The 25,692-nt window shown below is 43.9% G+C and carries 22 protein-coding genes; 9 read left to right on the forward strand and 13 right to left on the reverse strand.

The genetic code is table 11. The features are described 5' to 3' along the window. Nucleotides 1-70: 70 nt before the first annotated feature. Nucleotides 71-904: a posphoenolpyruvate synthetase regulatory kinase/phosphorylase PpsR gene (gene ppsR, locus BCT27_RS09065; protein WP_017010095.1), complete on the reverse strand. Its 834-nt coding sequence runs from the start codon at nt 902-904 to the stop codon at nt 71-73. Between the two features lie 175 nt (nt 905-1,079). Here ppsR and ppsA point away from each other — a divergent pair, with 175 nt between their 5' ends. From ppsA to BCT27_RS09080, 3 genes are all read left to right on the forward strand, one after another. Further along, nucleotides 1,080-3,449, forward strand: a complete 2,370-nt coding sequence (ppsA, locus tag BCT27_RS09070; RefSeq protein ID WP_102395612.1) for a phosphoenolpyruvate synthase — start codon at nt 1,080-1,082, stop codon at nt 3,447-3,449. A 376-nt stretch (nt 3,450-3,825) separates the two neighbouring features. After that, the gene (locus BCT27_RS09075) at nt 3,826-4,350 is read left to right on the forward strand and encodes a hypothetical protein (protein ID WP_102395613.1); all 525 of its coding nucleotides are present in this window, start codon (nt 3,826-3,828) and stop codon (nt 4,348-4,350) included. A 14-nt stretch (nt 4,351-4,364) separates the two neighbouring features. Continuing rightward, complete coding sequence (locus tag BCT27_RS09080; RefSeq protein ID WP_241908543.1) at nt 4,365-5,849, forward strand: diguanylate cyclase domain-containing protein; 1,485 nt, start codon at nt 4,365-4,367, stop codon at nt 5,847-5,849. Between the two features lie 290 nt (nt 5,850-6,139). Here BCT27_RS09080 and BCT27_RS09085 read toward each other — a convergent pair whose 3' ends face one another. Both BCT27_RS09085 and BCT27_RS09090 read right to left on the reverse strand, forming a co-directional pair. Then, complete coding sequence (locus BCT27_RS09085; RefSeq protein ID WP_102318754.1) at nt 6,140-7,984, reverse strand: hypothetical protein; 1,845 nt, start codon at nt 7,982-7,984, stop codon at nt 6,140-6,142. Nucleotides 7,985-8,357: 373 nt separating this feature from the next. Further along, complete coding sequence (locus tag BCT27_RS09090) at nt 8,358-8,783, reverse strand: PACE efflux transporter (RefSeq protein WP_102317684.1); 426 nt, start codon at nt 8,781-8,783, stop codon at nt 8,358-8,360. 129 nt (nt 8,784-8,912) lie between these two features. Between BCT27_RS09090 and BCT27_RS09095 the strand changes: the two genes are divergently transcribed. From BCT27_RS09095 to BCT27_RS09105, 3 genes are all read left to right on the forward strand, one after another. Then, nucleotides 8,913-9,812 carry a LysR family transcriptional regulator gene (locus BCT27_RS09095; RefSeq protein ID WP_102317685.1) on the forward strand — a complete coding sequence of 300 codons (900 nt, stop codon included), beginning with the start codon at nt 8,913-8,915 and terminating at the stop codon, nt 9,810-9,812. Between the two features lie 170 nt (nt 9,813-9,982). Continuing rightward, nucleotides 9,983-10,765: a CmcJ/NvfI family oxidoreductase gene (locus BCT27_RS09100; RefSeq protein ID WP_102395614.1), complete on the forward strand. Its 783-nt coding sequence runs from the start codon at nt 9,983-9,985 to the stop codon at nt 10,763-10,765. Nucleotides 10,766-10,867: 102 nt separating this feature from the next. Next, nucleotides 10,868-11,713, forward strand: coding sequence for an enoyl-CoA hydratase/isomerase family protein (locus BCT27_RS09105; protein ID WP_102395615.1), 846 nt, complete (start codon nt 10,868-10,870; stop codon nt 11,711-11,713). A 105-nt stretch (nt 11,714-11,818) separates the two neighbouring features. Here BCT27_RS09105 and BCT27_RS09110 read toward each other — a convergent pair whose 3' ends face one another. Then, nucleotides 11,819-12,175: a hypothetical protein gene (locus BCT27_RS09110; RefSeq protein ID WP_102395616.1), complete on the reverse strand. Its 357-nt coding sequence runs from the start codon at nt 12,173-12,175 to the stop codon at nt 11,819-11,821. 19 nt (nt 12,176-12,194) lie between these two features. After that, nucleotides 12,195-13,040, reverse strand: a complete 846-nt coding sequence (locus BCT27_RS09115; protein ID WP_102395617.1) for a hypothetical protein — start codon at nt 13,038-13,040, stop codon at nt 12,195-12,197. A 253-nt stretch (nt 13,041-13,293) separates the two neighbouring features. Here BCT27_RS09115 and BCT27_RS09120 point away from each other — a divergent pair, with 253 nt between their 5' ends. After that, nucleotides 13,294-15,150: an MFS transporter gene (locus BCT27_RS09120; RefSeq protein ID WP_102395618.1), complete on the forward strand. Its 1,857-nt coding sequence runs from the start codon at nt 13,294-13,296 to the stop codon at nt 15,148-15,150. A 312-nt stretch (nt 15,151-15,462) separates the two neighbouring features. Here BCT27_RS09120 and BCT27_RS09125 read toward each other — a convergent pair whose 3' ends face one another. Next, the gene (locus BCT27_RS09125; protein WP_102395619.1) at nt 15,463-16,383 is read right to left on the reverse strand and encodes a LysR family transcriptional regulator; all 921 of its coding nucleotides are present in this window, start codon (nt 16,381-16,383) and stop codon (nt 15,463-15,465) included. Nucleotides 16,384-16,537: 154 nt separating this feature from the next. On the opposite strand from BCT27_RS09125, the gene BCT27_RS09130 reads away from it, so the two are divergent. Further along, nucleotides 16,538-16,843 (forward strand): monooxygenase, encoded by a 306-nt coding sequence (locus tag BCT27_RS09130; protein ID WP_102317691.1) that lies wholly within the window; start codon nt 16,538-16,540, stop codon nt 16,841-16,843. Between the two features lie 473 nt (nt 16,844-17,316). Then, entirely contained in the window at nt 17,317-17,490 is a 174-nt protein-coding gene (locus BCT27_RS25470) for a hypothetical protein (RefSeq protein ID WP_157939234.1), read from the forward strand. A 480-nt stretch (nt 17,491-17,970) separates the two neighbouring features. On the opposite strand, the gene BCT27_RS09140 is transcribed toward BCT27_RS25470, so the two are convergent. The 7 genes from BCT27_RS09140 to BCT27_RS09170 form a co-directional block, all read right to left on the reverse strand. Further along, nucleotides 17,971-18,345, reverse strand: coding sequence for a hypothetical protein (locus tag BCT27_RS09140; protein WP_102395620.1), 375 nt, complete (start codon nt 18,343-18,345; stop codon nt 17,971-17,973). Between the two features lie 87 nt (nt 18,346-18,432). After that, nucleotides 18,433-19,221, reverse strand: a complete 789-nt coding sequence (locus BCT27_RS09145) for an SIR2 family NAD-dependent protein deacylase (RefSeq protein WP_017012883.1) — start codon at nt 19,219-19,221, stop codon at nt 18,433-18,435. Next, nucleotides 19,221-19,775, reverse strand: a complete 555-nt coding sequence (locus BCT27_RS09150) for a non-canonical purine NTP pyrophosphatase (RefSeq protein WP_017012882.1) — start codon at nt 19,773-19,775, stop codon at nt 19,221-19,223. The genes BCT27_RS09145 and BCT27_RS09150 overlap by 1 nt, the downstream gene beginning before the upstream one ends. Further along, complete coding sequence (locus tag BCT27_RS09155) at nt 19,765-20,751, reverse strand: amidohydrolase family protein (protein WP_102395621.1); 987 nt, start codon at nt 20,749-20,751, stop codon at nt 19,765-19,767. Before BCT27_RS09155 ends, BCT27_RS09150 begins: the two co-directional genes overlap by 11 nt. Nucleotides 20,752-21,166: 415 nt before the next feature. Further along, nucleotides 21,167-23,125, reverse strand: coding sequence for an ATP-binding protein (locus tag BCT27_RS09160; protein ID WP_102395622.1), 1,959 nt, complete (start codon nt 23,123-23,125; stop codon nt 21,167-21,169). Further along, complete coding sequence (locus BCT27_RS09165) at nt 23,122-24,399, reverse strand: SIR2 family protein (RefSeq protein ID WP_102395623.1); 1,278 nt, start codon at nt 24,397-24,399, stop codon at nt 23,122-23,124. Before BCT27_RS09165 ends, BCT27_RS09160 begins: the two co-directional genes overlap by 4 nt. 36 nt (nt 24,400-24,435) lie before the next feature. Continuing rightward, entirely contained in the window at nt 24,436-25,038 is a 603-nt protein-coding gene (locus BCT27_RS09170; protein ID WP_102395624.1) for an SLATT domain-containing protein, read from the reverse strand. Between the last annotated feature and the right edge of the window lie 654 nt (nt 25,039-25,692).

A 25,692-nucleotide genomic window follows, 5' to 3' on the forward strand; every position in this document is an offset into this window, starting at 1 on the left:
ATCGGGTGCTGCGCTGAATAAGAGCCCGTTCAGATCACGGCACTTTTCAGACTGTTAGACAATAAGGCTGTTAGAACAAACGGCGTTTCAGCCCTGTTTTTTCCAGTACACGCGTCGTGATTTCTTCCACAGACAGCGCGGTGGTGTTGATGTAAGAGATGGCTTCTCTGCGGAACAGCGATTCAATCGTATTCACTTCCTGTTCGCACTGCTCTGTGCTGGCGTATTCACTTCCTGAAAGACGGTTTTCACGGATTTGCGTGAGGCGCTCAGGATCAATCGTCAGGCCAAACAGCTTGTGACGATGAAACTCAAACTCAGGCAGCAAGCGAAGCATCTTCATGTCTTCTGCAATAAACGGATAGTTCACCACACGTAAGCCAAACTGCATCGCCATGTACAAACTGGTGGGGGTTTTGCCGCTGCGTGATACGCCCAACAAAATGATGTCCGCGTGCTCTAAGCCTTTTAGCGAGACGCCGTCATCATGCGCCAGCGTGTATTCGATAGCAGAAATGCGGTCAAAATAGGTATCTGAATCTTTACCGACACTGCGTGAGCGCTGCAGTTTTGGTTTGGGTTTCATCAACGTATCTTCCGCGACCCGTTGCACCACACTTTCCAGCACATCATAGAAAAACGCGGGCGCTTCCAACAAACGCTCGCGAATGCCCGGCACCACCATAGAAAAGAAAACCAACGGCTTCACGCCATCACGTTCATACGCGTGCTGAATGTGTTTTATCAGCTCGCAGACTTTGTCTTCCGTCTCGACGAACGGAAAGGTTTTCTCATTCACGTCGAACGCAAATTGTCCCAGTACGACATGCCCTAACGTCTCACATGTGATGGCTGTCCCATCCGAAACATAGAAGACGTCTCGTCTTTGAATATCTTTATGCATAGATGGTTAATCTTCTCGCAAAATTTTCATAGGATATAAACACAACGATAACAATAACGACACTTGGCAAGCTAGTCGTGTCTCCACAGCTTTTAAAACTCATCATGGTTTTATTCGCTCAGAGACCTAGGTTGCTACCAAAATCCCAATTGCTGCACTATTTCTGGAGAAAGAAATGCAAAAGAACACCCTGTGGTTCGATTCCCTATCAATGGATGATGTCGACAAAGTCGGCGGCAAGAATGCGTCCCTCGGCGAAATGGTGTCAAACCTCGCCAACGCGGGCGTATCCGTGCCAAATGGGTATGCAACCACCTCGTACGCGTTTAACCAGTTTCTTGATTTTGAAGGACTAGATGAACGTATTCACCAAATACTTGATGAACTTGATGTTGAAGACGTAGACGCCCTTCGCCAAGCTGGCTCTACGATCCGCCAATGGGTTTTAGATGCCCCCTTCCCTGCTGATCTTGAGCAGGACATTCGAGATAACTATGAAACGTTAGTGGAAGGAAATACTGAGCTTTCCGTTGCTGTGCGTTCCTCTGCGACCGCGGAAGATTTACCAGACGCGTCGTTTGCAGGCCAACAAGAAACCTTCCTCAATGTGAAAGGCATTGATGCGGTCATTGAAGCCACCAAACATGTTTTCGCGTCACTCTTTAACGACCGCGCCATTTCTTACCGCGTTCACCAAGGGTTTGATCACCGTGGTATCTCGCTTTCAGCGGGTATTCAACGCATGGTGCGTTCAGACAAAGCCTCTTCTGGCGTGATGTTCACACTGGATACCGAATCTGGCTTCGATCAAGTGGTGTTCATTACATCATCATGGGGATTGGGGGAAATGGTCGTGCAGGGTGCCGTAAACCCTGATGAGTTTTACGTGCACAAGCCGCTGCTTGAAGCAGGTACGCCCGCCGTGGTTAAGCGCACCTTTGGCTCAAAACTTATCAAGATGATCTATGCCGAGAGCCAAGTGATTGGCAAACAGGTCGAGATCGTTGATACCTCTCCAGAAGAACAAAACCAATTCTCACTCACTGACGATGAAATCGCAGAATTGGCAAAACAAGCCATGATCATCGAAAAGCACTACCAACGTGCGATGGACATTGAGTGGGCGAAAGACGGGATCGACGGCAAGCTGTACATTGTGCAAGCGCGCCCAGAAACCGTGTGTTCGCAGAAGAACGGCAACATCATCGAACGCTATGAACTGAACGACAAAGCGGGTGTGCTGGTTGAAGGCCGCGCCATTGGTCAACGCATCGGCAGTGGTGGCGTACGCGTTGTTGCCTCGCTGGATGAAATGTCGTTAGTGCAAGAAGGCGATGTGCTTGTCACCGACATGACAGACCCTGATTGGGAACCTGTGATGAAAAAAGCGGCAGCGATTGTCACCAATCGCGGCGGCCGAACGTGTCACGCCGCCATCATTGCCCGCGAGCTGGGTATTCCCGCCATCGTGGGTTGTGGTGATGCCACCAGCAAACTGAGCGACGGCGCAGACGTCACCATTTCGTGTGCAGAAGGCGAAACCGGCTATGTCTATGAAGGCAAACTCGATTTCGTGGTGCGCCAGTCTGCGGTTGATGAACTGCCCTTGCTACCCACTAAAGTGATGATGAATGTCGGCAACCCTGACCGCGCGTTCGATTTCGCACAAATTCCAAACGAAGGCGTTGGCCTTGCTCGCTTAGAGTTCATCATCAATAAGATGATCGGTATTCACCCGAAAGCCCTGTTGAACTTTGACGCACAGAGCGATGAGCTGAAAGCACAAATCAACACGCGTATTCGCGGCTATAAAGACCCAGTTGATTTCTACGTGAGCAAACTGACGGAAGGGATCGCTACCATCGCAGCCGCGTTCTGGCCGAAGCGCGTTATCGTGCGTATGTCAGATTTCAAATCGAACGAATACAGCAACCTGATTGGTGGAAGCGAATTCGAACCGCATGAAGAAAACCCAATGTTGGGCTTCCGCGGCGCGTCGCGTTACATCTCTCCGGTGTTTGAAGATTGCTTCGAGTTAGAAACACAAGCCATTAAGCGCGTGCGCAATGAGATGGGGCTCAAGAACGTTGAAATCATGATCCCATTCGTTCGCACCACAGGTGAAGCGGCAGAAGTGAATGACTTGCTGGCGAAGTTCGATCTCCGCCGAGGCGAACAAGGTCTGAAAGTCATCATGATGTGTGAACTGCCATCAAACGCCGTGCTTGCGGATGATTTCTTGAAGTACTTTGACGGCTTCTCGATTGGTTCGAACGACATGACACAGCTAACGCTGGGCTTGGATCGCGATTCAGGCGATGTGGCGCACTTGTTTGACGAGCGTAACCCCGCAGTGAAAGCCATGCTGAAAATGGCGATTGACGCAGCAACACGCGCAGGCAAATACGTCGGTATTTGTGGTCAAGGCCCGTCAGATCATGATGATTTGGCGGAGTGGTTGATGGCGCAAGGCATTAGCTCGGTATCGCTGAACCCCGATACCGTGGTGGATACGTGGACTAAGCTCGGCAAAGTCGCGAAGTAAATGAATGTCATAGCCTGTTCAATAGAACAGGCTTTTTTACCACCTTAAAATAACCTCTTTCGCACACTTCATAAGAACATTCTAAATTATTAAAACACAGACACGTGGAACTGTTTCAATATTGAGACCCCAAAAGGGAAAATATCACATCTCGCTCAACCGACTGTTTTAATTGAAAAATCCCGCCAAAAATAAAACGTATAGAACAAAAAATATATTATTCAAACCCGACCATTGAAAATAACAACATCGATCTAACAAATAGATTTAATCCTAATTATTGATATGTTTATTATTCATAAAAAATAAGTAGCAATTATGATACACAAATAGCGATTGATTGTTATTTCTGAGCATCAATAATTAGGACCACCATATGAAACGTTGTTATTCATTTTATCTCATACTATCTCTGACCTTCGTTAGTACACAAAGTGCGTCCGAATCCATTGCCAGTTACCCTGAAGGCTGGGAAAGCTGGCCCATCGTCAAAGAAACAGTAAGCTTGCCTTCAAATACCATTTTGCCCTCCGACACAACATTGTTTATCCAAGAGACAGTAGATGCCTACTCTTGGATAAACAATGGCGAAGGTTCTCCACTTACCATTCGCGTCAACCCAGATAAACTCGAACAATACAAAACCCACGGCCCATATACGGATGGCCCTACTGCCATCGGCGTATCTGAAGTACAAGGGATCATTTGGGTGACAGAACATTTTGGCGGCTTACCGATTTATGGAAGCTATAACCGAGAAGGGCAAGATATCAGCGGCATGCACCCCACACTTGAAGCAGAGTTTTGCCAACGCTGCCATGACACCTACAAGGATGTCTGCATTAACGGCACCTGCGCAGAGCCCGTTCTCTCTATCTATCAGTCCGACAGTAACAACTAAGATTAGTGCAGACGATGTTACAAAGACTCTCGATAAACCAAACCCTATTCCTCTCTCACTTACTGTTAGTGCTCATCCTCATACTGGGTATGAGTTACTCTCGGTACCAAACCGAGTGGACGACGAGAGTTAACTTTGCTGCAGGAACCGCTGAAGGCGCGTTGGTTCCTATGCTCCATGATGTTTCCCTTGCCGTCGCGGGTCGCAGTTATTCCAAACTCCTGATGCCACAGAAGAAAGCGCAATTTCACAATATCGAAAAGCTCCTTTTCTTAGATATTCAAGGCACATCCGACTATTCCAATAAAGACTACGGTTTGCGGTATCATCGGTCGCTCAATAAAGTGTGGCGATCTAACGTTACCCAACAGGAAATCGACGCAGCTAAAGCCAAGACACAAGAATTAGTGAATGCGCAAAAACACCCGAGTAATCAACAAAAAACCAGAATGCAAAAACTTGAGTTTCTCATCAACAAATCAAAGAGAGACATCAATATCCTTCAAGACAGCGCTCGTTTAGAAGAGAGCACTTTCATTCCGTGGCAGTTTCCCGCCATCCCGCCAGGTAAAGATTATGTCTTGTCATACTCAGAACAAGTTTTTTACTTCAAGTTGCCTCTTCTGAACAGAAATGGGGGGCATGTTCTCGCCATCTTTGATGCATCCCATCTCTTCTCACTGAAAAAGCAAATTTATGATGCGCTTATCGCTGAAGCTTTTGTTTCTTTAATCATCTCGATCGTTCTGGTTTATTGGGTCTCGCACACACTCGTCGAGCCTCTTCGTCATCTCGCCAGACAAATGGGTAAAGATGTAGAAGCAATGGATATGAGTCAGTTAAAAGAACTTAAACGTAACGATGAGATTGGCGTATTAGCACGAGGCATCAATACGCTTACCCTTCAAACACAGTCTCAAATGAAACTCCTCCGCCATGAGTCAGCCACGGATGCATTAACCGGACTGCCCGGAAGAAACAGTTACGCGCAGCAAGCCGAACGCTTTTTTAATCAGACGCGGGCTGAAAACCAATTGCTTGGCATCATTGTTTGTGACATCGATAATTTCAAACTCTATAACGATACGTTCGGCCATGGACGTGGCGACGATGTCATTAAATCGATCGCCGATGCCATGCATGACGCAATGAGAAGTGATGATTTGTGTTTCCGTATTGGCGGAGAAGAATTCGTGGCACTACTGCCATTAAGTGACGCCAAGTTTCTCAATATCATTGCTGAACGAATTCGCAGCAGCGTAGAAAATCTGTCTATTCCTCATATCACAGAAAACGGCATCGTCACACTGTCTGTGGGCGCACTGCTCGTTACACCATCAGCAAAAAAATGGACTTACTCTAACGCGTTCGATGAAGCAGATGCGCTTCTTTACAAAGCAAAAGACAAAGGAAGAAACCGCATCGCCATCGGCACACTAACGCCTCACGTACCCTCTTCAACGACACAGGAAAAAGGTAATCTTTCCGAAACTACATGAATGCACCTTAGCTGGCTTTCTCAAACTGCTCTTCTCAAACAAAGACAAGTCTCGCGCAGACAAAAAAGCCCGCCGCGGGTTAACGATTTTCCGTTAACAACGCGGCGGGCTTTTCCCGTTTCAACATCCGTAAACGTTATACGCTCACCTGACGTTGCTGGAGAATAAACACGCGAGCATGGTCATAAGTCAGGTTGAACAAAAACGCGTAAATCGTGATCCATCTATTGCCCCCATACACATGAGAAATAAAGGCTCTACACAGCAACTCATGACTTTCAAGTAACCGACTACCTGAACTCTACTTTACCTACACCAAGCTCGTTGGAATCAACTTCACCTATGGCCGCCCATATTTCTCCGTTTACCCGTACAAATATACTCCCAAATCGGCTCCCTGCAGCGTCATACATCAACTCATACTCTATGAAGGAATTAAGTTCTTGTGAAAATTTGTGTATGTATTTACCACGATTTCGAGAATCTGAACTGTGCGCTAAAGCAAAATACACATTCCCATTCAAATCAACTGTGTATGAAACCAAATCAACTCTCTTGGACCAATCACTAGGATCTGACCAAGAGGGCATCGGAACATCACTTAGTTTTGAAACCTGATTCATCGACGAATTAAAAACAAATCTCTCACCACAAATCGAGTATATTTCATTTCCATTAACACCTAAGAATTTGCAACCTTCATTAGAGTCACTGATTGAAAATGAAGATACATCCTTAATATGATCCAAACTCACTGCATAACTAGGAGGGGAGAATTCATATACTCCACCAACGTCGCCACTGGTTGTAAATTCCTTAGTAATTGCTTTCCCATCAATCGACACAACACTTACAGGCTCATCTAGTGGCTTCATAGCCCTGTCTTCATTAACGGTTAGGTCTATTGCGTGAATCCTCTGATAGTTCTGATACTGACCACCTTCAATAACATAAGCGAAGTTTCCAGATGAGTAATATGAAGAAATAACACCATGACTAAGCGAATCTTTCTTAAGCTCAATGGCAGTAAACTTACTTTCAGTTGGTTCACTCATATTAGGTTCGAATACAACAAGCGCATCACTGAGAACGAGCAGAACTAATTTTTCATTTGTGGGGTGTTTAAAAACCCCTTGGATATTGCCCCTTAAATCTATCGGTATGCCGAAATGGAAGTATTGATAGAAGTCAACATACTCACCAGAAGAAAGATCACCAAAAATCAATGCATAACCGTTTTCATCAGTCCCCAAAACAGCATCATAGTAAGGAAGATAAACCATTCCAGATTTAGAATTTAGTAGTGGATACTTATGTTGCACAGTATATTCAGCAGTTTTTGTTTCTATAAAATCATATGCAAATGATACAGATAAAGAATCTTCAGGATTTTCGCAGTCGTAGTCAAAAAAACCACACAACTGAAGAGAGATTTCAGTTTCTTTTGACTTATCTTCTTCCTCGAGTTGACCTAGATACCCAGTGTATGAGCAGACTACGCTTTCATTACCACTTGACAAATAACAAGCCACATCAGAAGAGTTAGACTGAACTACAGTGTCAACCAAAAAGACATATTCCTCTTTGTTAAATCCATTCAGTGGAATTTCAACTGTTTGACTTAATGAAAATGGATTATCCTCTCTTGTTTCAAAACTTATTTTTTCCTGAGTACCTGAAGAAAACCCTGGGTGCACAACATCATAATCCAAACGAATAGTGAAAGGAGACCCTTGAATTTTTCTTTCACACTCACTATCGAAACAGAAATCAAAAGTTACGACTTCTGAATATACTCTTTCTTCTTTTTCACTATAGGGTTTCAAGCTGAACGAAATGAATGGTTCAGACACGAATGGTTCTGTATCCACATTGCTGATACTGCTCAAGTCTGCATCAGTCGTAGCACGCCAAAACAAGTTATCGACATCACTGGTTAAGCTAACGTCTAATGGAATATTGACGTTAATTGCATCGTGTTTTCTCGGTGTGGCTGTAAATTCTGATTTAGATGTAGTGATTTTGCTTACCGAAGAAGACTGAGCTCCGCCGTCATCACCTCCGCCCCCACCACAACCAGACAATCCAATTGCAGCAATTAGCGCCAAAGCAGCTATATTGGGATAATTTTCCATTTCCAACTCCATTCAAATGGAACAACCAAATTAACCTGTATTCAACGCTCACTATAATGAAAGTTAAATGTAGAGATATGTAACTGTTGTGATACTCCGCACTATAAAGTTATCTTGAGGCATACAGTATCCAATCAAATACTTATTAACTTTTGCTTCGCTATTGAATCATGATGGATAATCGGAAACGAATATTTCGATTACTTCTCCTGCAGCTCAAACGATGATGGCCCAAGGTATTGTTCTGTGTCGTTGAACCCAGATATTGTGGTTGATACTTGGACAAGTCTCGCGCAGACAAAAAAGCCCGCCGCGGGTTAACGATTTTCCGTTAACCCGCTGCGGGCTTTTCTCGTTTCAACATCCGTAAACGTTACACGCTCACCTGACGTTGCTGGAGAATAAACACGCGCGTATGGTCATAAATCAGGTTGAACAAAAACGCGTAAATCGTAATAAAGATCGTCACACCAATGTCCATGATGAACGCATCCCATAGGTTCACGTTCAGCAAATACGCCATCACAGGGATGGTGAAAAACAGTAACCCCCCTTCAAACAACAAGACATGGGATACCCGAGTACCCAATGAACGCGCCGTTTTCTCGCCCTTCACAAAGTGATCAAACGTCAGGTTGAAGAAATAATTCCAAATCATGGCGATGGTCGCCACAACTATCATGGTTCCTGATAGTGCTTTAAGGTCGTGATCAGTAAAGACAGACAAACCAATTACCGAGAATGTGATGGCAAGTGCTTCAAATAAAACCGAGTGAAAAATGCGTTCTAACGTGGTCATAAGGTAACTCAAAAAGAAAGATAGCTAAGTTTGCGAGGCGCGATTATGGCAGGCAAAAACCATAAACAAAGTTAACAGCCATCACATTTAGTGATAGCTTGAACGCACTGCTTTTTTGTTGGTGCCCTCATGTACAGCTTTGAACAATTAAAGATATTCGTGACGGTGTGCGAAAGTGGCTCCTTTTCTGCCGCCGCTCGCAAATTGAAACGTGCCCAATCCGGTGTCAGCCAGGCCATCGCAAACCTTGAGATTGCCATTGATCAGGAATTGTTTAACCGAGAGAAAAACACCCCCGTTCTTACCGATAACGGAAAGGCACTGCTGCCCATTGCTCAGTCCATTCTTCATCAACAAACGTACTTCGATCAGAAAGTCGAATCCTTGACCCAAGAGCACGAGCATGAAGTGGTGATTGCCGTCGATGAAAGTCTGATTGACGAAAACCTTACTGCCATTCTTGCGCCGCTGTCGGACGCTTTTCCTATCACACATTTCGACATCATCACGGCTTCCACGTTTGATGTTGAAAATTTAGTGCGAGACGGCAAAGCGCACGTGGGGATCATCTATGCAGACGGGGAATTGAAAGTAGATATGGATTTCTTTTTGCTCGGGCAAGCGCGGTTTTTGACCATTGCAGCGTCTCATCATGAATTGGCAACCTTGCCTGTCGTTCATGACGCAGATTTAAAGCGGTATCGCCAATGCGTGCACCGCAGCGCAGAGCACAAAGAGCTTTGGTTCAGCTACGGCATCAGTTCAAAAATGTGGTACGCCAATACTCACCAAACCTTGGTTGATCTTGTCAGCAAAGGCGTGGGATGGGCAAACGTACCCGAGCTTTCTGCGAAGTCTTTTATACAAAAAGGTGATGTCATCGCCCTGCCCGTCGCCCATGAATATAACGGTTGGATGACCTCAGTCGGATGCTTAGTTTCCCGCCGCCATGCCGTCGGCCCCGTGCTGGAAAATGTCATTCAATCCCTGCAACGCACCCATTTTGTTAACGATCACTGGGAAACCTAAATCAAGGCGCTCGTGCGCCTATTTTTCTCACCGGTAGCGATTATATTCAAAACCAGAATTCTGATTCTTTTTCCCGCTTGTTTTTCAACCTCTCTGAAATGATTAAGCTCTGTTTCCATGATATGCGGTACCGATGTGTAGCCGTGAAACATGGAATGGAGTCTTCAATCATGACACTTAAAGCCTCAGTGAATTACCACGTACAAAGCCATAAAGCACAGGCCTTCCAGTTTGATGTTGATGGCATTTCCGGCAACTTGATTGTCCCAGAGTTGGTTTCCACGCAAGTGAATGTCAGGGACAACCGAGACAGCGGCAGCAATATTAATTTTGCCAACGACGGTATTACCTTTGTTACCCAGCCTTCTGCTGTGACGGAATTTGATGAAGACCGTGCATGGCAACCCGCTTACGACCAAGAAATCCAAGCACTGCTTGCGCAAGAGATTAATGCGCTCGACGTGATCGTCTTTGACCACACCGTCAGGATTGATGACCAAGGTTCAGCGCGCCAACCCGCCAGAAACGTTCACAACGATTACAGCCCTGACGGCGCAAACCAACGCTTGGTCAACCTAGTGGGCAAAGAGCGTGCGAAAACCTTCCAAGAAGGCGCATTTGCCTTCGTCAATGTATGGCGTCCAATCAGTCCGGTCATCACCACTTCTCCGCTCGGCTTTATTCATCCGACATCGATGGATAACGAGGATTGGATGACCATCGATCTGGTCTATCCTAACCGTCGAGGTGAAATTCTTGGCGTTGCTGCAAACCCCAAGCATGAGTGGTTTTATCAGTCCAACATGCGTTCGGATGAAGTGGTGATCTTCAATGTTTACGACAATCAAGGTCGCCCTTATTTGGCGCACAGCGCACTGGATATTGTGGGCCAATCCGCTGCAAGCGCACCGCGAATGAGTATAGAAACACGCACCTTGGTGAGATACGCATAAGCGTTGCGAAAGAGAAAACCCAGAGGGCTCAACACCTCTGAGGCATGAGAAAAGAAAAGAAGAGAAAACAAAAATATAACGCGAATAAAAAAGGATGAAATGATGAAATATGCAGGCTTTACGACCTTCACCACTGAACAGAACAACGGCATTCTGACCGTTACCTTTAACTTCGGAACGGTGAACCTTCAAGGGCAAGAAATGCTGGCTGATTTGAACAGCCTAGCAATGCGCCTAGAGCGAGACCGAGACACCAAAGTGGTAGTGTTTCAATCAGCAAACCCAGAAATTTGGGTGTGCCACTACGACACAGAACTGCTAAAAGACATGTCAGACGAAGCCGTTTCTCGCGAAGATGTTCAGCTTCTTGACCTGCAATCAGTGTGTGAGCGCATCAGCAAGGTTCCACAAGCCACCATCGCGAAACTGGAAGGTTTTGCGCGTGGGGGCGGCCATGAATTGGCACTGGCATTGGACATGCGCTTCGCCGCACGCGGCAAATACAAGTTCATGCAAATGGAAGTGGCAATGGGTATTTTGCCTTGTGGCGGCGGTGCATCACGCATGGCCCGTCAAACTGGCCTTGGCCGTGCATTGGAAATCATCCTTAGCGCCCGTGACTTTGACGCCGATGAAGCAGAAAGAATGGGCACCATCAACCGCGCGCTCGACCCAGAAGAAATTGGCGAATACGTGGATAACTTAGCGAACCGTATCGCGCAATTCCCAGCAGAGTCGATCAATGCATGTAAACAAGCGGTGTATGAGTCCATTGATAAGCCAATCAACGAAGCACTAAAAGCAGAAGCTTACTGGCTGTACCAAGCCACCAGCAAAACGCCAGCGCTAAAACGCTTCACCCTTGCGGATGACCAAGGTCTTCAACATGACATTGAAAACCAGCGTAACTGGGACGCCTTAGTCATGAACGTGCAAGACATTAAATAAATCGCGCGCTCACTGCTTTTCCGAACATGGAGTCTGCCTTATAGGCTCCATGTTTCCCAACCTGCACCCTCCCTTTTTCAAGCATTGATGCCAATTCCGCGGGCACTAAAACTCGTCGAGCGTGTCACGCGCTTCATTATCGTGAATGTTGAATTTGATACTGCCTAGGTCATCCATGGAAAATGACACTGTGGTGCTTTCTTCGCCATCAAGATCCATATCAGCGCAGCCATTGTATATTGACCATTTGTAGCGATACTTGAGTTGATATTCATTGCCAACCAAATGCGTGACGTCATCAATATCGATACCCGTATTGTTTTTAGCGAGAAAACTAATATGGGACAAATTAGGCACCAATGACGCGCCATAATCCGGTTCATTCTCAATCAAGAACTGCTTAAGCTCACCACATAAAGCGCTACCATGCTCAATTGTTCCGATACTGCTTCTAAATTTCATGTTTCACACTCATCTCAATCTACGCAAGAGCCGCTGATGCTTTCGAATGGCGGCCATCATGAATGTCGATCACTTTCTGTATGTCGGCACTGACGCGTTCCTCGCCAAACGAGGCAAGGTGTTTTGTTGCCGTATACGCAGAAGAGGCCGATTCATATTCTCTTAGCCAGCGTTCAAACTCGCGCTGTTCACTGTCACTTGAACGCGGGTAACGGCTGCCAGGTCGCGCCAAACCCACTCGCCAAGGTTTCGGTGTCAGCCTTGCCCTGAAGCAATCTTGCTGCTTACACAAAGTGGTGTATAACGGGTCAACATTCAGCGCTTGGAACATTGCCTCAATCACAGCATCACCGGGAGAATAGTGCTGGTTGGTCAGCATAAATCGAATACCAGAGTGCGTTTCATAGACACGAAAAGACAGAGAGGGGTGCTCACGTTGATAGCTCTCTATTTGTTCGACAACAAAAGGCTTATCTTTTTTAGGTCGACCAAACAGATGCATGATGCGATCAAAGAAGCCGGCTGAGTCAGGGGAAATATCAATATCGCCAAACACAACATTGTCAGTGTTCAACACCCTCGCGCCATAGCCATTGCGACTTAGCACCGCAAGCTGACCACCGTCAGTTGCGTCCACTTCGTCGAGTATTTCCTCTTTAACAAAGTCGATCCAATACTCGTACTCGTCTTCCTTTGAAAAGTCTCCTTTGAGGAATGCCTGCATCGATGCCAGACGTTTCTCAGCATGGAGCCCCGCGTCATTTTCACTTGTATTTGATGCGCCCCAGATTGAGATCTTCTCACGTCCAAAGATATCGCTATCGACAGTGACATCATGCTTCTTCCAATATTTCGCAAACTTCAAAGAATCCTCCTAAGTACTCACGTTTTCAACACGAGCGCCACGCGAAACACGTGTTTAGATAACTCGCTTTAAGAATGAAAAGCTCCGTTAAACCCTATCAGAATACATGAATAGTTACTGAGGCTTACCACGAAAAGTCCCATCTTTTGTTACCTTTGGTTTACCATATTGTCACTCTTGCAATGCCGCTGGTTTATCACAGAGCATCACGTAAGGTGCAGTCATCTCAGTGATTTGCATCTACGGAGCCAGCATGCTTTTCTCAACACGCTTTTTCCCCTACTTCATGACACAGTGCCTTGGCGCATTGAACGACAACCTCTACAAAAACGTGCTGTTGTTGATGGTGACGTACAGCCAAATCGACGCGCTGCCCTTGCCCGTTGACCTCTTCATCAACTTAGCTGCTGGCCTTTTCATTCTTCCTTTCTTCTTGTTCTCAGCGCACGCCGGTGCCGTGGCTGACAGCATGGATAAGGCCACGCTCATTCGTCGTTTGAAAGTGGTCGAGCTGCTTATCATGATGTGTGCCGCCATGGCCATCATGACCCAGAGTGTGATGCTCATGCTCGCGCTTCTGTTCATGACAGGCACGCAATCCGCTTACTTTGGCCCCGTAAAATACGCATTGCTGCCTCAAGCCTTGAAACCGAGTGAGCTGGTAAAAGGCAATGCATGGGTCGAGATGGGCACCTTCCTTTCCATTCTTATCGGCACGCTAAGTGCAGGCCTGTTGCTCGCCGTGCCGGGCGGTACTTACCTCGCATCGTGCATTGTCGTCATGCTGTCAGTGTTGGGCTTTTTGAGTAGCTTGCGCATTCCGTCTATGCCGAGCCAGCAGCCTAAAAAGGTGCGTTTTGAACCGATTTCAGGGCTAAAGAAAACCCTCAAAATTGCGAACAAACAACGCGGGATCTGGATGGCTATCCTCGCCATCAGTTGGTTCTGGTTTATGGGTGCAACCTACTTAACCCAGTTCCCCAACTTTGCACGCGAACACCTGCATGCCGACAGCACGGTCGTGGCCTTGTTGCTCGCGCTGTTCTCCATTGGCGTCGCCACAGGTTCGTGGCTGTGTGAAAAGCTCTCTTTTAACCATGTTGAGTTGGGCATTCTTCCTTTTGGTATTTTGGGATTAACCCTGTTCACGGGCGATTTGTTGTGGGCCGTGCCGAGCATCGATTCTTTCCCTGCGCAGTTTTACAACGTACAAGCCTTCTTAGCGCAATCCATGCATTACCGAGTGATGATTGACTTGTTCTTTGTCGGCGTGAGTGGCGGTGTGTTCATTGTGCCTTTGTATGCGTTCATTCAATCACGCTCTGCCGATGGGGAATGCGCGCAATCTATCGCAGCGAACAACATCATGAATGCGTTGTTCATGGTGGTCTCGGCGGCCGTGTCAATTTTGGTGCTGAGTGTGCTGGATTTTTCCATTGTCGAATTGTTTGCCTTAATGGCCTTGGGGAACTTCGTGGTTGCCGTGTATGTATATCGCCAAGTGCCTGAGTTTACGCAGCGCTTTATTAGCTACGTAATTAGCCATTGCTTATACCGCGTATCCGTAAAGGGCCGCCAACACATTCCAACCAAAGGCGCAGCCCTGATCGTTGCCAACCATGTCAGCTATGTGGATGCATTAATTTTAATGGGTGCGTCTACCCGCCCCGTGCGATTCGTGATGGACAAATCCATCAGTGAACTGCCGCTACTCAAATACGTGTTTCGCCATGCGGGAGTCATTCCTATCTGCGCAAAACACAAGTGCGCAAACACCTATGAGGCCGCCTTCGATGAAATAGATGCCGCGTTAAACAATGACGAATTGGTCTGCATCTTCCCTGAAGGTCGATTAACGTCAGACGGTGAATTGGGCGAGTTCAAAGCAGGCGTTGAGAAGATTCTGGCGCGCACTCCGACTTTGGTCGTTCCCATCGCCCTCAAAGGCTTGTGGGGGTCATTCTTCAGTCACAAAGGCGGCCACGCCCTCACCACCCGCCCAGCGCGCTTTTGGTCAAAACTCGAGGTGAACATCGGTGAAACAATGCAATCAGACACGGTAGACCGCCATGTAGCGAAAGCGCAGGTGCGAGAGTTATTGCTGAATTAATGGGTGCTAGATACGACAAAGGCCGTCAGCTCTTTTGTATAAGCGTTGACGGCCTTTTGGGTTTTGGGGGAGGCGTTTTGTGGAGAGATTGTGGTTCTCGAACCGAATCAGCCCCGAATTTCTTAGAACAACGGGTATGAGCCGCTTTTGATTTTGATCCTCCCCACTTTTCAAGGGGGGAGTTAGAGGGGGGTTATTGCTACGGAGAGCTGGATTTTGAAGCTAGTGCTGAATCGTTTATGGACAAAAGTGAGCTAATTACATTACTAATTTTGTAACTCCTCTACGGAAAACTGCCTTGCTAACTTCATATTATATTTGATTTGAAAGTTGCTCAGAAGATAAAGGGGTAACTGACTCAAGAAGCAATTCATAAAAGCGTTGTGTTGCAGGTCCTGTTTTGACCCCTTTAGGTAAAGAGAGATGCAGCGGAACCTGATAACTACTTCCATTTTCCACATTAAGCACCGTCAGTTTTTCATTACCTCGACTGTCAATAATATGTTTAGGTAATCTGCAATACCCCACTCCTTGCACTACCGCATTAAATGCATGGTCAAAATTATCAACTGTAATTCGTTGTCTCGATTTCAGCCACCCTGCATTTTTTTTCTCGCCTAGTTTTTCTACCGACCCTAGATCTCTCACAACAATTTGTGGCAGTGAGGATAACTGGTTAAGTGATATCGACTCCGACTTAGCTAATGGGTGCGAACTTGCTACAACAGGCATCATTTTCGTAAAACCAAAAGCTTCAGCAGAGTAATTAGTTATTGGTAGATTAATGATGGCAACGTCCGCCAATTCTTGTGTGACCACTTCCGTCGTCCTCGATAGCGAAGTTTCTATTACTTGTATTGATGTACTTTTGTTCTCCGCCAGAAAATTAGCCATCGGCTCATACAGGCGCTCAAGGCTACACAAATGATCAACCGTAACGACTATTTCAGACTCAATCCCCTGAACTAACAGTTCACTGATAAGCTCAAGCTCTCTAGCCTGCTCCAACATACTGCTGGCTCTGCGCAATAATGCTTTGCCATTTTCAGATAAGACAGCTCTTCGACCTTCAACTTGAACCAACGATACACCGAGCTGATCCTCTAGTTTTCTCAACGCATAAATCAATGTGGTATGGCTCTTTTTCAGTCGCAATGCCGCAGCTTGAATGCTACCAGCGCGATCTATCTCATAGAGTGTTTGCCATTGATCTAGGGTGGTCTTCAATCTCATTGGTCTAAATTCCTAACAGTTAATGGCAATATTATGAACTTTTCTGTCTTTTTTTTACAGGTAATATCTTTAGTCAGGCAATCAAGCCTCTTAGATTCTGCAATATGACAATAAGTCTTAGCGCAATACCCAGTACCTATTTGGAGAAAAAACTATGAAACTGTTACAAGTCGATTTTGCATTTAACGGCCCATTTGGTGAAGAAATGTCAAACGCTCTCGTTGACCTAGCAAAGTCTATTAACGATGAGCCAGGTATGATCTGGAAAATTTGGACGGAAGATCAAGCTGCCAATGTAGCTGGTGGCGTCTACCTTTTTGAAGATCAAAGCAGTGCAGAAGCTTACCTAACAATGCATGCCGCACGCTTAAAAAAGATGGGCGTGGAAGAAGTACGCGGTATGATTTTTGATGTGAACCAACCATTATCTAACATCAATAAAGGTCCACTGAGCGTTTAGTTTACCTCTGAGTGAAAATAGAAATAATAGGTAAACTAGGGACAGGCATGCTTAAGAAGTGACGCTTTCACTCTGTAGAACAATTCATTCTTTCAAGCAAAAATATCTTATCCCTAGGTAAGAGTAATAAATTACAGAGTTTGACTGAATGACACGCAGCAAAAACCTCAAGCTAGTGCCTGAGTATTCGTTTTTTCTGGAGGGGCGTTTTTTAGCTGTTTGGCAGTCTAGCACCGGAAAATCGCTCCCGCTGCAAGTGAGGTAATGCCGCTTTTATGGCAGTTTCCTTGCCGACAATACAAACTTGCTCAATGCGCGTGCCTGTTGCCAACCAACTTTTAGCGTCAACCCATAGCCTTTATTGAAGAGGCGGCGAAGTATTATGGTTTTCTTAGAATGTCTGTCCCTATTTTCCTTAAGCGCTGGCCACCAAACACCACTCTCAACAAACTAACAACAAACTAAGGACAGGCATGCTTAAAATTCAGTGGGGGTCATTCTTCAGTCACAAAGGCGGCCACGCCCTCACCACCCGCCCTGCGCGCTTTTGGTCAAAACTCGAGGTGAACATCGGTGAAACGATGCATTCAGACACGGTAGACCGCCATGTAGCGAAAGCACAGGTGCGAGAGTTGTTGCTGAATTAATGGGTGCTAGATGCGACAAAGGCCGTCAGCTCTTTTGTATAAGCGTTGGCGGCCTTTTGGGTTTTGGTGTTTTTGTGGAGCTATTGTGGTTCTCGAACAGAATCAGCCCCGAATTTCTTAGAACAACGGGTATGAGCCGCTTTTGATTTTGATCCTCCCCACTTTTCAAGGGGGGAGTTAGAGGGGGGTTATTGCTACGGAGAGCTGGATTTTGAGGCTAGTGCTGAATGGTTCTTGGACAGAAGTGAGTTGGCGGCGGTGCCCTCAGTCGTCTAACTCGGATAACCTCAGATTCTGGCAAACGGAGTAGACGGCTTTAATGTTCGAGAACATTGGCTTCAAATGCAGCCAAAATAATGCTATTGCCTATAGACCGGAGAAGGGCTCATATGTGTTAGCTGAATTACTTTCAGCGCACGCAATTTCACTTTGCATTGATAACCAATTAATTTCTCAGTTAATTAAAATCTAAAGAAATCATTAACTAATAAGTCGCTTTCTGCGCATTTTTTCAGCAAACGAAGGACCATTACCAGTGAGATGAGTACCATCGTCACTCTTGTACCCATTATTACCTCCGGTGGCGATTGGCGTATCATGATAATCCTTGAAAAATTTAACGCACTGCTCGCCAATACCTTTTCTAAGATATTTATCTCCCTGCTCATCTAAATACATATTAGTAATAATGTAATAATCACTGCGATATTCTTCTCTTCGATCAAACTCAAATTGACCAACCTTGCAATTATTATGGTCAACGACTCGGACAGAATATTCATCAACTGTTAACTTTACTTCATTACCTTCGAGTTCATAAATACGTACATCATCCTTTTCTCTTATCAAGCGCATATTACTTTCCCTATACTCAATTCAGCTAACGACCGCGTAATAGGCGCGAGCTTGCTAGCGTACTAATTGACGCGTTTGTTAGCTGCATTACTGGAACTTCGATAGAAACTCTAATAATGCTTTTTTCGGATCATTTTCCTTTGAGGTAAGCATTTTTATACCCCATTGTTCTAATATTGTTTCTTGAATCGGATTTGGTCTATGTGTAAAGACATAAGACTTGGGCTGAACCCCGCCTCCATTATTAGATTTCCATAATTTGGCCAGCTTAAAAAAAAGAAATCTAAGATTTACATCAGTTAGACTGTATCCAATAAATAGGACGGATTTCCCAAGAACATCTGATCTAAGTTTAATATCTAAAGGGGTTTCAAATTCTAAGCGCTCATAGTAACTTGATTCGTCTAATACGATAGTGTCATCGTTATCAAAGTCACCATGGAATTTTATCACTTGAGTTACACCGTCTTTAATCTTGGCAATATCGGATACGCCCGCAATTTTCGTGTATTTCTTTTCATATAGTTCATATGATTTCTCTAGCCATCGATCATAATTCGTAGTGTAAACCATTGGGAATTTAGAATTTGCAATAAGCTTATGTATCTCTGAGCCTTGCAAATCTACATTGGCAGAATGCCAATTTGTATCCATCCAGCTTCTGAGAGGGCCAATGCCACCTGTTTTCACTCTGTAGTATTCCGCCAAGGCCAAACTATCACCAAAAGATTTGTATATTTCAGGGTCATATCCTAGCTCATCAGCAATATGATTTATTAGTTCTGACCATGTCGGAAGGCCAAGGTTTTTGGATACGCCTGCACCCACAAAAAGGATGACATTTCTTTCTCGATAAGACGCAATAAGGTCATCCATTACAGAATCTCCGAAACAAGAAATTTTCTAAAATTGTCAAAAGCTAATTTTCGCATAGATATCTCATTCTTCTTTTCGCCCATTTCAGCGAATGTTTCTTGAAAGCCCTTGGGTATAAAGACACAGTCCCATTGAAAATCTTGATTACCTCTTGGCTCGGGAGCAATGTTTCCTTCTACAGCCCCTTCAAACGTATAAACTCTTTTGGCGTCACAGAATGCAATGATGGTTTTTGCCGTTAGCGCCGTATTTTCTAACCCCCCAAATAGTTCAGAGAACTTTTCTGCCTTTAATTTATCCCAGAACACTTGGGTTAGGCCGCCAGGAAATCCTTGTAAGCTGTCAATATATAAGCCAGTATGCTCTACAAATACAGGTCGTCCAACTTTACTGAACGCCTTTAAAACTTTATCCCTTACAATATCGTTAACATCTTCTGTCTGTATTTCATGAATTGTTAAAGGCGCGTGGACTATTGAAACACCAATATTTCCCAGAATATCTTCCACCTCTTGAGCTTTATGAGAATTCTTTGTAACGAAGTTAATTTCCATACAACCCCCTAATAAAACTATATTTTTTTTGATTGGTATACATGTCGCGTAAATGCTGTGACGAATTTGTCTCACGATAAAATTCTAAATAGTCATCAGTAAGGGTCGATGAATGTATTGAAGGGTTGTCAGAACATATAACAAACGGAACCTTATGATCAATGAAGTCAATAACAGGGTGAGACTCATTTTCATTAACTGCATTAGTTAATCTGTTACTAATGGGGCAAACCTCTATACATATATTTCGATCTTTCAACAAATTCATTACCTCAACTGATTTTGACGCAGCAGTTCCGTGACCAATTCTATCAGCGCCAAAGTCATTGACTGCACTAATTATATTTTCAACTCTTCCAGTTTCTCCCGCATGAATTGTCACTTTAAGTCCATACTTATCTTTTGCATGCAAAAAAAGCGAACCAATTTCAATTGGTGATGTAATATCTTCATTACCCGCTAAATCAAGCGCAACCACAGTATTCGGCCTGCCTAGTTTTTCATATGCATCTAAAAGAGCTCGCAAGTGCTCTTGAGCATAATCACCTCTAGAAACTGTTAAAATCAATCCTGCTTTTATTTTATGCCTTTCAGATGCCTCTTCAACTTCAGATACAACCCAGTACAAAGCTTCATCTACCGAAATATTATTTAACAAAGCCATGTAAATGACACTATTACGAATCTCAACAAATGTAATATTATGAGACTTCAAATTTAGAAAAGCACTTTCCACAATCAGTCTAAGGCTACTCTTACTCTTAGGTATAAGTCGTAACGCCTGCCAGGGTTTCAAGTATGAGGCTAGAGAATTTGCGGGTAGTGATATGTTCAAATCTCTTTCCAAATCAAATCCGGAAGGTAGTTCAGATCTATCTCTTACCAATAAGCTTCGAATAACATCAGTACTCACCAATCCATTTAAATGAACGTGAAGATCACCTTTTTTCATTAACTGAATTTCATTTTTATTCATCGTCAATCACTTGGAATTCGAATAATTAAGAGCAGCTAACAGTGTATTAGATGACAAAATGTCGGAGTTAGATACGACATTTTATCCTTTAATAAAAATGCATTATACTTTATCTGCTCATTAACTTCTGATTTTAATATATTTTCAAATCATTTAAGATGTAGATTTGTGAAAAAGCGCCAAAATTTCATTTATTATCAACAGTAAAAAGTCGGTTCAGATTAGAAAGAATAAGGCCAATCGGGGGAGCTATTATACGAGCAGAGAAATAGCCTAGCTCACTTTGGGGCAGAAACGTGCTAGAGAAGATCTGTCTCGCACGATTATGGACAGAAGTGAGTTAGTGGCCTTGCTAATTTAGTAATCCATAAATTAGCTCAGGCATGGAGAAATTACCTGAGCTAGCTATGTCCTACTAAGACTCTGGAGGTGGCACCTGAAATTCCTTAAACCACTCTTCATGCACTTTACAATTCTCACTATTTGGCTCAGGAAATGCCTGTTGGATGCGTACATGCAAAGGCATTGAAACACAGTTGCCAAAGACTAGCGCCTCCCCCGGAACTGACTGTTTGATTTTGTTTGCAAAATCATCTGAGAAATAAGGCAGAATAGAGTAGACATAGTTCATATCAACTTCATTTTGAATACGATGAATAATGAAGTTAGAACACTGTGATAATACGGTTCCAGATAGTTCTGACGGACGTTGTGAAGAAATCAATAGATACAGAGCGTACTTGCGTCCTTCACGAGCTATCTGCTCAAAAATGTTCTCTCTCAGAAGATACTTTGAATCCTTCTTAATGTAGCGATGAGCCTCATCCAACACTAGATGGATTGGTTTCTCACGCCTTTCAGTGCCTTTAAGCTTTTTCCTGAAAGAGAAATGCAACCTAGATGTCACTGAAGTTAAGGTTTCAAGTGCATCTCTAGACAGCTCACTAGTATCAATAATCACCATATTGGTCTGTGGAGAAACGGTACATTTGGACTGCCACAGCCAATCGAGGTAATCCTCAATTTTTTTAACCCTTTCAGGGCTTCTTCGCATGAATAAGCAATTATCGTTATCAAGGAAAAAATCCAATCGAGTCATCATCGTAGATGTGTACTCTCTGATTCGACCGTTACCTCGGGCGTCTTCCTCAAGTAGAGCCATGTTTGCAGCTTGTTTTAGAAAGCGGTAGTCGAAAAACTCCTCATTCGTAGCCCTGAAATCCATCACTTCACGCACATAATCATCGTCTACCTTCTGACGAACGACTTGGAGAGCATTCTTTAGCCTGTCTTTATTTTCGCCGAATGAAATAGTACAACTAGCTAACAAATTTTGAAGATCTTCAATAATTCCTTCTTCTCGACAAGCTGTACTTAATTCACCATCAATTTTAATAAGTTCCACAATTCCATAGATAATGCTCTTTGCAGCAGTAATAATCGCGGTTTCACTGTCACCTTGTGCATGGAGAGTCTGGAGCAGATTGCAAATCTTAAATCTCAGGTAGTTGATTAATTTTTGGCGCTCATGCCCCTCACGAGTCGAGATCATGTAGAACTTATAGCTCTCCTGTAGCACCTTGTCCCAGAATGGACGTTGAGTGGCGTCTGTTGCCATCAAGAAGGCACTCCACTCGTCAATGCTCATCAAAAAGTGAGGTAGAAAAAAAGGCTCATAACCATCTTCTGCAGCTTCAATATTTGGTTTAAGAAATCGGACACTTAAATTTTGGCATTTTTGATGGGCTTCAAACGCATTGCGGTACTCCCCGTTAACGTCAAAAATCAATATCCTAGAGCCAATAGCGGAGTAGTCTTTTTTCTTATGGATATCTTGAATGATGTGGGCAATCGTATTCGATTTACCACTACCAGAGTTTCCTAGTACGGCAGTGTGAATATTAAAAAACGAGTTGATAGAGATATCGATGGGGTAGTTGATTAAGTTCTTGCTCTCCCCCAAGTGAAAGCTTTGGTGGACTTTTTTGCACAGCTCTTTATCTCTGTTAGTTTGGAGTATCAACTCCATATCTTCAAACGTTACAATGTTGACTTCACTGTATATAGAGGGAAATATTCCAACCCCAAGATTAAATCGGCCCTCTCTCGTAATCGTGCCGATAGGCTTCAGGAGTATTTCCCTACTGCTATCTACGTCATAAGCCGCACTGCCAACTTTCATGTCACTGTCAAAGATAGAGACCACTTCACAGATAAGTTGCTCACCGATCGAGTTGATAGTTTTCAGGTAACTACCAATGTTACCGAAGTAGTAGATAACACCTGCAAGATTGACTGAGTTGCCCCGAATCTCTGTTGAGACCTTAACTTTAAACTGGTTAAAGTTAACTGAGGTAATTGTTCCAACTCTCATTTCTCACCCCTTGCCTGCTTAAGTGATGAAATAAAGTCCTCAAGTAAGTCGCTGTCACGACTCTTATCTAGATCAGGTATCAGATTGTTAACTATGTATTCGAAGTAATGTATCTTTATAGATTCTTTGCCCCCTTCAATATTTTCAACTATTTCTCCAGATATTTGATAGATGCGTCTGTCTGTCAGTTTTGTAAGGTTTTCTGTAGGATAATAATCTCCAAATATTACCACGCTTAAACTTGAGTTCGATGCAAGTGCTGCATAAATAGCATTGTTAATGTGTTCATCGCTAAAGCTGTAACCAATGACAATTAACACTCCATGCTGGAGTAGTAACTTGTTCTGAAACTCTCGAATCAAATCAGCATAGGGTGAACCTAAGCTCTTATTTTGCTTTAAAGGGGTTGGGTAGATGAGAATGTTTTTTTCTGGTGGTGCCTGAGTTGGCTCAACATCGACCTCCTTGATATTAAAAAAAGAATTATCATCAGACTCAATCCAGCTAATCGAACCATGTAATTTGTATAGATAAACCATGTTTTCTAATGGTTCGTACTTCTCCATGTTTGAGTCAATTTTTCGGGAAAAGGTGTAAGAAAAACGCGCAGGATTGAAGGTTCGAGATAGACCACCACTAAAGCCATTGTTGTAGTTGACGTTAAGATAGCCAAGGGCAGTTTCACTTAACAGGTCATTGTTTGTGGTGAATACATTAACTCTGGCAAGATCTTTGTTTCGCAGTGATAGTTTTTGATATAGCTGCTTGTATAAGCTAAGCGATTTCTCAGCATCGCTTGCATTGCAATCAATGTTGATAGATTTATAAATCTGCGATTCAATTAAGTTGATTAAGTAATCATTAATTTTGTCAACTTCTCCAACCCCATTCATGTAAGAGCGCTTTGAATAGAGAGTTCCCAATATGTTCTCAAGGTTTTTAGGTGAGTGCTTCTTAACAGCCTGAAACCCTTCTTTTAAGTCGTGATGACTAAAAGCGCATTCCTCTAGTGCTACAAGCGCTTCTGTATTTCCGCTGTTTACCTCATCCTCGACAATTTTTATCAATGGCTCCATTGCTGGTATTGCATCAGCACTAGCTCCAGCTCCTAAAAGGAAATGAAGGTTCTTGATGTTAGTAAGATCAGACATCTTACTTCTAATTTTCTCAAGTCCCTCCTCAACTCCGTCTGACTCACCAAATAGTGAGTCCTGACCTTGCTTGAAAATAAGCAGGTCTTTAGCAAGCTGCTTTGCGTCTGTATTTTCACACATGACTAGATATTCCTATAAAACGATTTTTCGACGTCATTAGATTGCAACAAAGAAAAACATTGTGATAAAAAATAATGCAATGAGGATGTGAAGAGTATATTTTGAGTGAGTTTTGTTATGCGGAGTTAACAACGAGTCCTCAGATAAGTTATTCCATTCCTTTATTATTAAGCTGACTTGAATAGATAGTGCGTCATCGGGTATGAGACCAGCATTAATCTTTATTTGTAGTTCTTCAATGTCTCTAGCTAAGTTGGCGTAGCGAGCACCAGATGAACGGTGCATTTCAGCTCTTTCACCAAATCTTGCTTGGGTCACTATCCCTGATATGACTGCTGCAATACATCCGACAAGCACTACAACATGCTGCTTATTGATACCAAATAGAGTCGATGCAGAGTTATGAGAAACAAACGAGAATACTGTGACAAATACAGTTGAATAAATAAGTACATAGCCAAGGAAGTTTGATAGTTCAAAGAGCTTTTCTGCTCTCTTGTAATGACTATCGCGCGCATTTCGGCAACGATTGAGCCATGAGTGCAATATACAGATGGTTTCTGGGAGCTTAAAATCACTATCGTTCTGTTTTCTCTGGTTCATTAAGGAAGTGATACTGCGGAGTAAAAAGAGCAACATTCTACATCTTACTCAACATGTTGAGTATTACTTTGAACGCAAAAACACATTCAATCACTTGTTTTCGGATGAAGTTATGTAGGGTGAACTCATATTTCAATAGTATGAAAGGCTTTTTTGCTCTAAATGATTTTGGGGCAAAACTTTCTTGCGCTACCGCCCTTTGCTCATCGGCATGCAACACGCCATCACTGTCTAAATTATCCGGCTGGAATGTAGCACGAAGTGCATAAAGCAATACTTGATTGCGATCTCATAGCAGAGAGAGTGACGAATGATTAAGCAGAAATGGAAGCAAGATTTGTTTAATGAATGGATAACACCTAAAAAATACCTCTCCATGAATATATTCCTCAATTGGAAACTATTGAAAAATTGGGTAACACACTTTTGGGAAAAACCATTTAATGTTCTCCACCAAACACCTCTCTCCGTAGCAATAACCCCCCTCTAACTCCCCCCTTGAAAAGTGGGGAGGATCAAAATCAAAAGCAGCTAGAACTAGAACTAGAACTAGAACTAGAGTTCTGCATACCTATCTGCATTGAGGCAAATTCCAAATACAAAAAAGCCCGCTCGCTCCTGTTAGTAAGAGCTCGCGGGCTTAATCTCATTTGGCGGAGCCAAGAAAAGCGAAAGCGGGATTTACTCGGT

The sequence above is a fragment of the Enterovibrio norvegicus genome, assembly GCF_002876705.1.
Taxonomy (GTDB): domain Bacteria; phylum Pseudomonadota; class Gammaproteobacteria; order Enterobacterales; family Vibrionaceae; genus Enterovibrio; species Enterovibrio norvegicus_B.

What these genes read in the sequence shown, in the direction of transcription:
- BCT27_RS09145 (WP_017012883.1), bottom strand. Translation starts at nt 19,221, where the DNA reads ATGGATGACCTTATTGCGTCTTATCGAGAAAGAAATGTCATCCTTTTT.
- BCT27_RS09170 (WP_102395624.1), bottom strand. Translation starts at nt 25,038, where the DNA reads ATGTTGCTCTTTTTACTCCGCAGTATCACTTCCTTAATGAACCAGAGA.
- BCT27_RS09080 (WP_241908543.1), top strand. Translation starts at nt 4,365, where the DNA reads ATGTTACAAAGACTCTCGATAAACCAAACCCTATTCCTCTCTCACTTA.
- BCT27_RS09130 (WP_102317691.1), top strand. Translation starts at nt 16,538, where the DNA reads ATGAAACTGTTACAAGTCGATTTTGCATTTAACGGCCCATTTGGTGAA.
- BCT27_RS09160 (WP_102395622.1), bottom strand. Translation starts at nt 23,125, where the DNA reads ATGAGAGTTGGAACAATTACCTCAGTTAACTTTAACCAGTTTAAAGTT.
- BCT27_RS09095 (WP_102317685.1), top strand. Translation starts at nt 8,913, where the DNA reads ATGTACAGCTTTGAACAATTAAAGATATTCGTGACGGTGTGCGAAAGT.
- BCT27_RS09085 (WP_102318754.1), bottom strand. Translation starts at nt 7,984, where the DNA reads ATGGAAAATTATCCCAATATAGCTGCTTTGGCGCTAATTGCTGCAATT.
- ppsA (WP_102395612.1), top strand. Translation starts at nt 1,080, where the DNA reads ATGCAAAAGAACACCCTGTGGTTCGATTCCCTATCAATGGATGATGTC.
- BCT27_RS09110 (WP_102395616.1), bottom strand. Translation starts at nt 12,175, where the DNA reads ATGAAATTTAGAAGCAGTATCGGAACAATTGAGCATGGTAGCGCTTTA.
- BCT27_RS09150 (WP_017012882.1), bottom strand. Translation starts at nt 19,775, where the DNA reads ATGGAAATTAACTTCGTTACAAAGAATTCTCATAAAGCTCAAGAGGTG.
- BCT27_RS09100 (WP_102395614.1), top strand. Translation starts at nt 9,983, where the DNA reads ATGACACTTAAAGCCTCAGTGAATTACCACGTACAAAGCCATAAAGCA.
- BCT27_RS09075 (WP_102395613.1), top strand. Translation starts at nt 3,826, where the DNA reads ATGAAACGTTGTTATTCATTTTATCTCATACTATCTCTGACCTTCGTT.
- ppsR (WP_017010095.1), bottom strand. Translation starts at nt 904, where the DNA reads ATGCATAAAGATATTCAAAGACGAGACGTCTTCTATGTTTCGGATGGG.
- BCT27_RS25470 (WP_157939234.1), top strand. Translation starts at nt 17,317, where the DNA reads ATGCTTAAAATTCAGTGGGGGTCATTCTTCAGTCACAAAGGCGGCCAC.
- BCT27_RS09090 (WP_102317684.1), bottom strand. Translation starts at nt 8,783, where the DNA reads ATGACCACGTTAGAACGCATTTTTCACTCGGTTTTATTTGAAGCACTT.
- BCT27_RS09125 (WP_102395619.1), bottom strand. Translation starts at nt 16,383, where the DNA reads ATGAGATTGAAGACCACCCTAGATCAATGGCAAACACTCTATGAGATA.
- BCT27_RS09140 (WP_102395620.1), bottom strand. Translation starts at nt 18,345, where the DNA reads ATGCGCTTGATAAGAGAAAAGGATGATGTACGTATTTATGAACTCGAA.
- BCT27_RS09105 (WP_102395615.1), top strand. Translation starts at nt 10,868, where the DNA reads ATGAAATATGCAGGCTTTACGACCTTCACCACTGAACAGAACAACGGC.
- BCT27_RS09165 (WP_102395623.1), bottom strand. Translation starts at nt 24,399, where the DNA reads ATGTGTGAAAATACAGACGCAAAGCAGCTTGCTAAAGACCTGCTTATT.
- BCT27_RS09155 (WP_102395621.1), bottom strand. Translation starts at nt 20,751, where the DNA reads ATGAATAAAAATGAAATTCAGTTAATGAAAAAAGGTGATCTTCACGTT.
- BCT27_RS09120 (WP_102395618.1), top strand. Translation starts at nt 13,294, where the DNA reads ATGCTTTTCTCAACACGCTTTTTCCCCTACTTCATGACACAGTGCCTT.